General features: G+C 42.8%; 8 protein-coding genes. All 8 read right to left on the reverse strand.

What is annotated here, in order from left to right; translation table 11 throughout:
* Window positions 1-21 precede the first annotated feature (21 nt).
* The 8 genes from O3603_RS00680 to rpsB all read right to left on the reverse strand — a co-directional run bounded on the left by O3603_RS00680 (window position 22) and on the right by rpsB (window position 12,011).
* Window positions 22-1,503, reverse strand: a complete 1,482-nt coding sequence (locus O3603_RS00680; RefSeq protein ID WP_371519585.1) for a hypothetical protein — start codon at window positions 1,501-1,503, stop codon at window positions 22-24.
* A gap of 109 nt (window positions 1,504-1,612) precedes the next feature.
* A complete protein-coding gene (locus O3603_RS00685; RefSeq protein WP_371519588.1) occupies window positions 1,613-3,118 on the reverse strand; it encodes a hypothetical protein in 1,506 nt (501 codons plus the stop codon).
* A 706-nt stretch (window positions 3,119-3,824) separates the two neighbouring features.
* The gene (gene ispF / locus O3603_RS00690; protein ID WP_273539617.1) at window positions 3,825-4,328 is read right to left on the reverse strand and encodes a 2-C-methyl-D-erythritol 2,4-cyclodiphosphate synthase; all 504 of its coding nucleotides are present in this window, start codon (window positions 4,326-4,328) and stop codon (window positions 3,825-3,827) included.
* A gap of 35 nt (window positions 4,329-4,363) precedes the next feature.
* On the reverse strand, window positions 4,364-5,533 hold the full coding sequence (porV, locus tag O3603_RS00695; protein ID WP_371519591.1) for a type IX secretion system outer membrane channel protein PorV: 1,170 nt from the start codon (window positions 5,531-5,533) through the stop codon (window positions 4,364-4,366).
* 99 nt (window positions 5,534-5,632) lie between these two features.
* Window positions 5,633-9,217: a type IX secretion system sortase PorU gene (gene porU, locus O3603_RS00700; RefSeq protein WP_371519594.1), complete on the reverse strand. Its 3,585-nt coding sequence runs from the start codon at window positions 9,215-9,217 to the stop codon at window positions 5,633-5,635.
* Window positions 9,218-9,308: 91 nt separating this feature from the next.
* On the reverse strand, window positions 9,309-9,926 hold the full coding sequence (locus O3603_RS00705; protein WP_371519597.1) for a fumarylacetoacetate hydrolase family protein: 618 nt from the start codon (window positions 9,924-9,926) through the stop codon (window positions 9,309-9,311).
* 151 nt (window positions 9,927-10,077) lie between these two features.
* Window positions 10,078-11,076, reverse strand: coding sequence for a translation elongation factor Ts (gene tsf / locus O3603_RS00710; RefSeq protein WP_371519600.1), 999 nt, complete (start codon window positions 11,074-11,076; stop codon window positions 10,078-10,080).
* Between the two features lie 119 nt (window positions 11,077-11,195).
* Complete coding sequence (gene rpsB / locus O3603_RS00715; RefSeq protein WP_155714931.1) at window positions 11,196-12,011, reverse strand: 30S ribosomal protein S2; 816 nt, start codon at window positions 12,009-12,011, stop codon at window positions 11,196-11,198.
* Window positions 12,012-12,138 lie beyond the last annotated feature (127 nt).

Below are 12,138 nucleotides of genomic sequence, written 5' to 3' on the forward strand. Positions count from 1 at the left end.
TCGTTCATTCATTCCATCCGATTAGTTTGTGCGCTCTATGAGATAGCCATAAGCTTCAACATCTGACATTCCTTTGTCCTTCTCTGTTGCTTCCTGTTTGACAATCCATTGATATTCTAACCGCTGTATGAGTCCTTGCTTATCTATATGGTAGATATATCTTTCCTCCGTATCACTGTCCTTATCCTTTGTCTTGAGCGTGATAACAAGTCCCTCGTTAGCCTGTGCGATGGTATAATCGACTAAGTTCTTCGCACAAGGGAAGTAACACGTACCTTGTGTCTGCCCTTCCGAGAAGAAATAATCCATTGCAGTCATCACCTCCAATTCGGGTAACCGACGTGCCATATTCTCGCCCGTAAAGTCTGCACTCACCTCCTTCAATAGTTCCTCAGCCATCTGTTTGGCGGCTTCTTGCATTTCCTCTTTGCTCGCACCAAACAGAGCTGCATTCTCTATCAGATATTCCTCTATCTCTTTAACGAGCGTCTTGGAGTTCATCAATGTCGATACAGCAGTGTGTGTTGACAGGTCAGTTTCTATCATAATGTGACACTTGCGTAACCTGTCACAAGTATGATCTATTATCTTCTGAAATACTTCTTCATATTCACGCATCTCCTTTTCATTTGCAGCGTAGAGGGTATCTTCAATACATTCTATGCGTGTCATCTTGTCGTTTACAAGTCTTGGTATGAAACGGAATACATGGGATTCCGTCTGTTTACCTTCCTCTTTCCGAGCAGTGAAACGATAGGTCAGGGTATCACCTATCACGTATTGCGGACGATAAAGTGGTTTGAGTGGAGCCTCCTTTATAGCCGTTGACTTCAGGCGTCGCACAATCTCTTCTGCTTTAACCACACCCATCTCATTCGGAATTTCTATCTCTGTAGTGGAAACCCCACTATTAACAAACATCGTGGCGAGGAACTTTCCATCCAGCAGAACCACAATATTATTGTCTACTTCTTGATAAGTCAACTTCGTAAACGCTACTGCGGCATCACGTGTAAGGCTTAGTTGGAATACGGGATTGCCATCAGAACTCTTGTCGCAACGCGCATCCGTGATTGACAATGTTGGGATAGCCACTGGGCTTTTTAAGTCTATGACGTGTAAGTCATACAAATCCTTATCCGAAGATGACCTCGATAACAAGAGTTGATAGTGAGAAGTATCATACAAGCCTTTCTCTTTGGCAAGATTTAAAAGGCTCTGCACCATACTTCTATTCTGTTCAGAAACATAGAACAAGGCATCATCAGAAGGGGAAGGGCTTGCTTTGTCAATTTCTGTGTCGATAAAGCCCAATAAGTCGATAAGCGATTTCGATGTAATATGTTTCTGATAGGGCAATAACTTCTTATTGATTGGTCGAATAAGGCTTGCCACATTCTGAGAGGCTGGATAAACAGACAGCGTTGCTGGTTTCTCACTCTGCGCAATAGCGCATTGTAGGACTGCAACAAGCGATAATAATGATAGGAAAAAACGTTTCATAAATTGTTCTAAAGTAGTTATATGCGACAAAAATAAGGATAATTCGTTTCATAAGGTTTATCATTTGGTTATTTGTTCTAAAGTCATACGCTGCTATCACCACAGCCGACTATCTTATGCGTTCTATAAGATAGCTCGAAGGAACACGGAAGGTTGGGCTCACGGCATTACGAGGAACCTTCGCATTAGCAATCGCCTCATACCTCAATTGTCGTATCAGTCCACGCTGGTCGATTAAATAGGTGTACCTCCCTGCCCCACCATTCTTATCTGCCTTGACAGTAAGCGTAATCACCAGTCCATCATCCATCTTCGTGATCGTATATTCTGCTATTTTATCCTCCAAATAAAGGTAACATGTGCCTTGTGTCTGCTGATTAGAAAAGCGATTATCGAGCTGTGTCATCACATTCAATTCCGGTAGTATGCTTTCTATATACCCTTGTTCAAAGAACCCATCCCATTCTTCTGCCAGCCTTTCACCCACCTGCTTCAGGTCATTATGCCCAGACAATCCCATCACTTTGACCACTGCACGATGCGTTGTAAGATAGGTCTCCAACGCATGGGATAATGCTGGTAAATCCTTCAACATAGGCACAACAAAGTGAGACGACTGATCTGTCTCAATCATAAAATGGTTCTTGCGTAACTCATAAACGAAATAATTAGCCATATCCTTATATTCCTTGTTTCCCTTAAAGAACTCATCAATGGTAAGAGCAATAGAATCTACCACACATTCCATCCGTGTTATACTATCGTTCACAAGTCTTGGGATGAGTTGAAAGGTGTGCGAACGCTGTGCAGTACCCTTACTCTGTGGGAAAGAAACACGATAAGCCAGCGTATCACCCAATACGTATTGCGGACGATAAAGGGGCGTATAAGCAGAATCACTCACCACAGCAGCTTTCAGATGCGGCAATAGTTTCTGACCTTCCTCTTCTCTAAACCCCAATGATAGCTCCAGCGTCTTAGTAGAGATAACACTTCGAACACAAGGAGATGTGAGGAGCTTACCATCCACTAAAAAGAGTATCAGATTATTTATTTCGTGATAGGTAAGGTTTGTGAAAGCATCCGCAGCACCATGTGTAAGACTTATTTTAAATACAGAATCACCATAAGAGCCCTTGCTGAAACGTACATCTGTAAACGAAAGCGATGGAATTATGTAGGGATTCTTTAGGTCTATAACATATAAAGCAGACGGCTCTAATGCGGATTCTCCACTAGAGAACAAGAAGCGATAGCGGGTGGTATCATATAAATGTTTCTCCCTTGCAAGATCTAAAAGACTCTGCACCTTAGACTGATTAGTCCCTGCCACATAAAAGTAAGTGTAATTAACAAGATATGAGTCTCTATCCTCCTCTGTTGTACGACCCTTATCACCAGTATACGTATGGGGAACACGACTCATAAACTTAATAAGCGACTTAGAAGTAATATGCTTCTGATAAGGCAATAGCTTCTCGCTAATCCTATTGATAAGCCCCGTTGCATCCTTTACTGCCGGATAAACGGAAATTGTTGCAGGCTTGTCACTCTGCGCAATAGCGCATTGTAGGACTGCAACAAGCAATAATAATGATAGGAAGAAACGCTTCATAAATTGTTCTAAAGTAGTTATATGTGACAAAAATAAGGATAATTCTTGAAACGGCAAAGGGGATAAAGCATTAGATTCACATTTGATGTCAAGTATTCTCTAACGCCAGTAATGGTAAGTTCTGTATAAAGCCACGATCGCTTGAACCCTGTTTGCGCTCTTTGTCTCATAGGTTCCCGCATTCCTTCCTCACCTGTTCCCCATTCTTTCCTCATGCGTCTTGCGTCTTTGTATTCCGTATCTTTTCTTCGTTTCACCATGGTGAAACGAGTGTCTCATCATGATGAAATCTGTGTCTCTTCATGATGAAACTTGTGTCTCATCATGATGAAACTAACTTTATATACGTGTGTCAATGATGCGGAACACGTGAGAAAAGAATGCGCAATACGTGAGGAAGGAATGGGGAACAGGTGAGAAAGGAATGCTGGAACAGGTGGGAAACGATTCGCAAACAGGTGAAACGTTGATGTTCTGCCGCTGAAACAGAGGCTCTTTGATAGGATTAGACGGTTTCTTGTAATATAAGCTGATTTTATTATCACCCTTTGGTAAGTCTATTGGAAAGCTAGACACAAGCTGAGAATCCATGTAGGAGAAGCAGACGATTGGACTTTATAGCGCTGGAATATTCGTATAATAAAAACGGCTGATAGCAGTATTAAGAATCGCTATCAGCCGTTTTTTATTTAGTATTCATTAGCCTTTACACCTTTACTATCAAGCATACCGCATAAGCCGCCATACCCTCTTCTCGTCCAACGAAGCCCATTCGCTCTGACGTGGTGGCTTTGATGGATACAGCATCGATGTCGCAACCTATGATATTGGCAAGACATTCGCACATTGCTGGTATGTGAGGATTTATCTTCGGACGCTCAGCGCATACGGTTGCATCGATGTTGCCCACACGATAACCCTTTGTGGCAAGTAGTTCGATGGTCTTACGTAAGATTACTTTCGAGTCCATATCCAATGTTTCGTTGGCGGTATCTGGGAAATGATAACCAATATCACGCATATTAGCAGCACCGAGTAGCGCATCACAAATGGCGTGAATGAGGACATCCGCATCGCTATGTCCGAGCAATCCAAGGCTGTGCTCTATCTTAATACCACCGAGATAGAGGTCACGCCCTTCAACGAGTTTATGGACATCGTAACCCATTCCAATGCGGAAAGATGGGATTGATTGAGTAGTATTTGTCATATATGTTAGATGATTGCCCCGCGGGGGGAGGCTTCCTATTTCCTCTTAAACAAGTCCTTTATACCATCCATATCGAATGATAGGGAGAATCGGAGCGTTTGGTCGAGTGGGTTGTTCTTAGCTGTTGCAATGACATAGCCCGCATCTAGTGCGAATACATTCATCTTGAATCCAGCACCTACAGTGAAGTACTTGCGGTTTCCTTTATTCTCACTCTCGTTGTGATAACCTGCACGAAGTGAGAACTTATCATTATAGGTATATTCAGCTCCCACACTCCATTGCACCTCCTGCATCTCTTCAGAGAATCCATTGGGTGCGTCGCCGAAGCTCTTGAAGATACCCGAGATAGACGATACATCATAGTAATCCTTCTGCAAGCGGTTGTCATAATCTACTTGCGATTCGCCCGTATTACGCTTGGGGTAAGTTGGAACTAGTAACTTGTTTGCATCAGCAGCTATGGTGAACTTATTGAACTCATCAACTGGAATCATCAATGCGGCACCTAAGCGGAGATTGGTAGGTATGAACTCAGAACGATTATCGCCACCGAACGTTATCTTAGAACCAATGTTCGAGATATTCAAGCCTAGTCCTAACTGGCACTCACGCTCACCAATGTTGATGTAATTCTGGTAATAGCAAGAGAGGTCGGCTGCAAAGGCGGAACCGGGTGATGTATCTTCCTTATAGTCATACGTGAGGTCGGAATAAATCCAACGCACAGCGGCTCCGAGTGAGAAGTGCTCACTTAACATCAAAGAATAAGCTACATCTAATGACATCTCGTATGGGTTGATGGTCATATTAGAGCCGTCATTCGTCTGCACCTCACCCAAAGAGAAGTAACGAAGGGAGGATGACACTGCACTGTAATCACCTATGCGATAATATCCAGCTACGTAAGCGAGGTCGATGTCACTCACCAACTGGCGAAGCCACGGGGTGTAGTTCAAAGAGACACCTGCACGAGAAATATTAAAAGGATACTTCGCAGGGTTCCAATACTGGGAATTGACATCAGGATCAGTGGCTGCTCCTACATCACCCATACCTGCTGCACGTGCATCAGGAGCAATGGTTTGTGAGGTAACGGAGGTAGTAACTGGGTTGAACATATCCTTCTTTGTGCCCTGTGCAAATGCAGCAGAAGAGGTTATAACGACCATGGTCAAGAAGGATAAACGAAGCTTTTTATTCATCTTATTTACTTGAATTGCTTATGGAATATTGCTATATAAAGAATCCATGATGCAGCTAGTTTGCCAGCTTACATCATGGATTAAAACGTGTTACTTATATTACTTATTGTCTAAGACGATGAGTTTCTTAGCCTTTGACACCTTTGTTGCACCATCACAACTGAGGCGAACTCGATAGAGATAGACGCCTGTTTGCAATCGAGTACCATTATCTACTATCAGGTTCCAGTTGGTTGAGATGGCATTACCTGATGATACGCCTGACTCCACGTGATGCCAGAGTAAGCGTCCACTCATATCGAGTACTTCTATCTCTACATCCACATTCGAACCCATGTAATTATGCGATACGATGAAGGTTGTCTCGTTGTAAGCTGGATTCTTCGATGCACTGACGCTATAGATATCGGGGGCAAGCCCTTTGACCACATTGAAGTGGAGCGTTACTGTTGACGCATTGTTTTGGATGTCCCATGCTCGGAACTGCAAGGTGTGTGGTCCTTCTGATAGTTCGGGTAGACTGTATCCCGTTGTGCCCGAAGTATAACTGCCGAAATCATAACGGAAGTTATCATTGAGGAGGTAGGTTTGTGTCAATTTACCATCTATGCACAACTGCATATCATGACCAATTCCGTTGCCTGACGCATTGATTCCGTCCTTGTCGGTTATCTGTGCGACGAAGTAAGGAGTGCTATTCACCTTGCCTCCGTCGACAAAAGAAGGAGAATTGAGGAAAGCATAGATAGATGGTCCGATAGAGTCGTTATAGACTACTTCTGACCCATCAATATTGAATCTATCTTCATATCCTTGCGCCATGAGAGAATGGTCTTCGTTGATAGCAGAGAAGTTCATTAAGCCTGTACCAGAGGTATAATTGATGTCACGTGGTACAGCAAAAGTGAGTGTAAACTCGCCATTGCGCACACTATCCGTGCCATTGTAAAGCGTCTTCAGTCGGTCGTAATAGGTGAGGGCTACGTCGGCAGACTGGTCTTGTTTCTTGCAGGTTACGAGTTCTTTGGTATCTCTTACGACCGCAGTGATGAGCCCATTGAAGTCCGTTTGCTTATTACCATCCTTTGTAATAGAGCCTTTCACCTTCACGATTGAGCCACCTTTAATAAGGATAGTATTACCAGTATTAACCGCCTGACCATTGATTGACTCTACGTTCACTTGCAACTTTGGGAGGTTGAGGGCTAAAGCTGGATCACCTAAGAGGGCATATTGCAGTTTGTTTGGTGTAAGGTCTCTACTAGAGTTGATTAGCTCGCACTTTGCGAGTCGTTGCGCCTCACCGAGTGTGGTAGGCTTTCCGTTTGTAAGACTTAGCACATGCTTTAAGAAGGCAGTATTGATAGCCTTGTTATAATAAGTATATACTGTATGAGTCGTTCCCCAGAATGCTACCGAACCCCCTTTGCTATTCAACATAGCCGCTTCACCAATAGTTGGAATCACACCATCATACGGCATAATATCACAACTGGCAGTAATCCATAACGGAAGATTTGTATTGGAGAAGTTCTTGAAGTCAACAAGACGGAGTACTGCTTCATGTGAAATCTGATCTTCTTTACCATGCCCAGCATAATCCATTATCAATGCTCCTTGTGCTTGCTGTTGTTTGATTATCGCACTAGCTTCTGGGTAGGTGTTCCCTGTAGCAGTAGAGATTCGAGGGTAAGCATCCCACATCACCTTCTTTATTTGATAAGCAGGGTAGGCGGATGAAACCGATTCAGCAGTTTCATTCACATCGCGCATGTGGATATTATTATTGCCATCATCACCCATGAACATAAGTACATTCTCCCAGCTTCCTCCATTCTTATTTAATGCGTAATTAATGGTCTTGTCAACGAGCGTCTTCGCATCAATAGCATTGGTAACGGGGAATCGTCCAACACCAAGATCCTCTTTATCGCGACGCAGAAGGTCAGTTCCTTCACCATCATCCATCAGTGTGAACCATCCGTCATTAATGTAACAGTCTGTCTCACTAAATGAGTTCTCACTCTCGTAAGCAAGTAGGTAATCATCTGGATTCAATAGACGGCAAGAGCTGGTGTTCATGCGATTATCCCATACACAATCACCAAAGAGCAAGAGTGACTGGGGCATGGTCTGTGCATTTGTAGCACGATCATATAACATCTTCATGTAACGTCGGTAAGCCATTGCATCAGGTGTTCCACTAGAGAACTCGTTGTATAGTTCGTCAGCAGGGACAACTCGTACAGAGATGTTATCATGTGTTCTGTGGAAATCAGCTAGGCGCTCAGCTTGTTGTAAGAGCTTCTGACTTGTTGGGATGATAATCACCATATTGACAGGCTCATCAGCGTGATGGTCTTGATTGGTGATATTATAGACATACTCTGGAGTTGGGAACGATGTATTCAGTGAAGGCGCTGGGGCAGGCGTTGGATAGGTCATTGCGAGATAATCAAGCCTTGTTGGACCACCAGAGATCGTCGTGAGCCGGATGCTATCTACACTTTGGAGGTTGGAGACAGCATAGTCTCTGATAACCTCATAACCTTTATCAAAGGAGTCACCAGGTGCAATATGTATCTCACCGAGTTCTCTTCCGTTAGCTTCCACCTTAATGGTTGATTTGTAATCACCTGTTGTCACAGCAACAGTCAAGATACCAGTGCTGGCTTTTGCCTTATTCTTTAAAGTGAAGACCTTACTCTCATTTAATTTTAATGGCGTCTCTTCAAAGAGATTACGACCACCATTAAACCAACTGAAGTTATCTACCTCATGCAATGAATGGTAGTCATTTGCTGATGGATAAAAGCTATTTAAGAAGGTTGTACTATCTGATATGGATGCTGGATTACCTGCGTTATCTTCTGTAAGGAAGTAATATCCGTAATCAGAATAGGGATTGCGAGTGCGTCGAGTGGCTGAATTGCTATCCCAACTAACAGAACCTTTAGCATAGAATAGTCTCTTGCCATGAATTGTATAGGTTGGAACCTCTTTCAAATCATCATGAGATATGATATAATTAGCTGTCAGTTCTTCATCTTGGAGATGTCCACCATAGCCATAGATTTTCACCTTATCTAAATTGGTGAAACCAGCTCGTCGAATCAAGTCATTACTTAATTGATATATGCCATCAGCTGGTACACGTATCTTTGCCCACTTTCCAGTAGACAAGACGGAATGGTTAGCATAACGATTGGATACCTCTAAAGTCGTAAGCCCACCAGCTCTGGTAGATGTCATAGATTTCATTCCTCTCTTAGCATTCAACGACTTCGGACGTGAAGTGAGTGCTATCATAAAGCTAACAAGGAACTGTTTCTTGCCATCACGCTCAACAATCGGTATCAAAGAGAATTCTAGCACACCCTTTTTACGCTCGACCGTCATCTGTTGATGTATCTCTGGCAATGTTGGAGGTACTTGTTTTGTGAGAGAATTATAATGTTGTATGTCCTCAGGGCTCATGTTTATGAACTCAGGGTAGCGTATCTCTAGCTCATAGATAGAGTCTGCATAATTCTCTCCAACGGGAATAGCGTAATGGAAATGAGGTAAGAGTGAGTCAATCGTAACGTCTTCAACTGTTAGATTGAAGAATCGTTTCTGTTGTGCACTCATCGTTATACTGCTCAACAGAAGTATGAGGGAAAGAATAGTTATTTGTTTCGTCATTGACTTAATAATTCTTTTTGATGATTGTAGGGGACTTATTATAAGTTACTCAATCCTTATGCTTTGTTTTGATAAATAGCTTTTATACCTTTTACTTACAATGAAGATCCAGTACTTTACGTTCCTCTATATATCCTTCAAGGCGGTCGTTGATATGTACAGGGAATCCACTAGTAGGACAACCAGTATAAATAAGGTCTCCAGTCTTTAGTGTGAAAAACCGACTAATATAGCTTATGATTTCATCCACCTTATAGATCATATCGCTCGTACTTCCTTCTTGCTTTGTTTCCCCATTGACATCAAGGTGAAAGCGAAGACGTTGAATATCCAAGAACTTATCCTTTGACATCCATTCGCCTAGGACTGCAGCTCCATCGAAACTCTTACTCATATCCCAAGGAAATCCCTGCTGGCTCAGTTTCCTTAGTAAGTCACGTGCCGTAAAGTCGATACCCACTGTTACAGCATCATAATATCGAGAGGCAAAACGCTCGGATATGGACTTACCCAAACGACATACTCTTACGACGATTTCGGCCTCATATTCTATAGTTCCTAACTCATCTGGAATGAAGAAAGGTTTTCTATCTTTCAATAGAGAAGAGTCTGCCTTTGTAAAGATAACCGGATTATCTTGCTTTAATAACGGCTCATTTAGTGCTTTATTGTATCCGACATAATTCATGTCGACTGCAAATATCTTCATATCTTATCTTGCTTATCTCATCCACAACCATTAATCTTATCAATATGGACAGTCATGATTCTGATGAGCTAATAATCTAAAAAAGAGTTGCAGGAGCCTGATGGCTTTCCTACAACTCCTTGCTTATTTTTGCTTTAACGATATACGTTGATTAGTCTGCAGAGAGTGTGAAACGCTTGTAAGCAACGATCTTCAAATCCTTACCTTGAGCCTTAAGCCACTCGCCAACGCTCTGCTTATCACCATCACCAAATTGGAATTCTTGATCAACTAAGCAGTTCTCTTTGAAGAACTTGTTCAAGCGACCCTTAGCAATGTTTTGAATCATTCCCTCGTTGAGGTTAGCGGCTTTCTCAGCACCAACAATCTTACGAATCTCAATCGCCTTGTCAGCCTCCTCACGAGTCAACCAACCCTTGTTGATGTTTGACTCGATGTGATCATCACTATCAACCAAGTTTGCATTGATACCAGCCTTTTTAATAGCTGCTACAACAGCCTTCTCAACCTGCTCTTCCTTTGTCTTCTCAACAGCCACCTTGAACTCTTCATCCTTTACAGATTGTGGTACAGAAGCTTCATCCAAAGCAACTGGTTTCATTGCTGCTACCTGCATAGCAATCTTGTGACCAGCGTCCTCGTTATTCTCATTGAGCTGAACCATAGTGGCAAGGGTATGCTTGTTCATGTGATCATAAACAGATACATTCTCACCCTCTAGGAAGTTATAACCATCAAGCTCCATCTTCTCGCCAGTTACACCAGAGCGCTGTTGAACGGCAGTAGCTACATCTTCTCCGTTAGCAAGCTTTAATGCCTTAACCTCATCGAGGCTCTGGCACTTGTTTGCCACAGCAGCATCCAAAATCTCTTGAACCAATGCAATGAAGTCCTTACCATTAGCCACGAAGTCGGTCTCGCACTTAACAGCAATCATAGCAGAAAAGCCATCAACCTGCTTTACAAGCACACAACCATTAGATGTCTCACGATCAGAACGCTTAGCCGCAATTGCTAAACCACGCTCACGAAGCAATTCCTTTGCTTTGTCGAAGTCGCCTTCAGCCTCTGTGAGAGCCTTCTTTACATCTGCTAAACCTGCGCCAGTCATAGCGCGGAGCTTCTTGATATCTTCAATAGATACAGCCATTTTTGTTTTTCCTTTCTAATATTATTAAATAATGTGGGCGTTGATGAGAGATGATGAACCTATATATCAAAAGATATAAGAGTTCATTAGCACTCACCAGCGCCCACTATGTTTCATTTTTACTCAGCAACTGGTGCTTCGTTCTCAGCCTTTGGAGCTTCCTCTGTTTTACGAGCAGAACGCTTTGGCTTAGCCTCTGGTGCTACTTCAGACTGCTCTGCATTAGCCTTCTCATCGGCCTTTTCAGCCTTACGCTCTGTAAGACCTTCTGCAATAGCCTCACAGCAAGCACCAAGGATTGCTGCTACTGAATCCTTTGCATCATCGTTTGCTGGAATAACATAATCGATGTTCTTAGGATCAGAGTTAGTATCAACAATACCGAATACAGGAATGCCCAAGCGGTTAGCCTCCTTAACGGCAATGTGCTCTTTCATTACATCTACAACGAAGAGTGCAGATGGCAAGCGAGTCAAGTCAGCGATAGAACCAAGGTTCTTCTCGAGCTTTGCACGCTGGCGAGAGATCTGGAGCAATTCACGCTTAGAGAGGTTAGAGAATGTTCCGTCGTTCATCAACTTGTCGATGTTCGTCATTTTCTTAACTGCCTTACGGATTGTAGGGAAGTTGGTCAGCATACCACCGGCCCAACGTTCATTAACGTATGGCATATTAACAGATGCAGCTTTCTCAGCTACAACTTCCTTAGCTTGTTTTTTAGTAGCGACAAACAAAATCTTCTTTCCACTCTTAGCAATGCCCTTGAGTGCTTCTGCGGCTTCATCAACTTTAGCCACTGTCTTGTGAAGATCGATGATGTGGATACCATTGCGCTCCATGAAGATATAAGGCGCCATTGCTGGATTCCACTTACGACGGAGGTGGCCAAAGTGGCATCCTGCCTCCAATAACTGGTCAAAATTTGTTCTTGACATGTTGTTTTGTTTTTACTTGTTTACTTTCTTTTTAATTCTTTCTTGACGAATAAGCTTCGTCAGGCTTGTTAGAATCAATCAATGAGTAGTCCCCCGATAAAGGAATCTCATTAATTTAGATACTAAA

The organism is Prevotella sp. 20925_1_30, assembly GCF_041433025.1.
Taxonomy (GTDB): domain Bacteria; phylum Bacteroidota; class Bacteroidia; order Bacteroidales; family Bacteroidaceae; genus Prevotella; species Prevotella vespertina.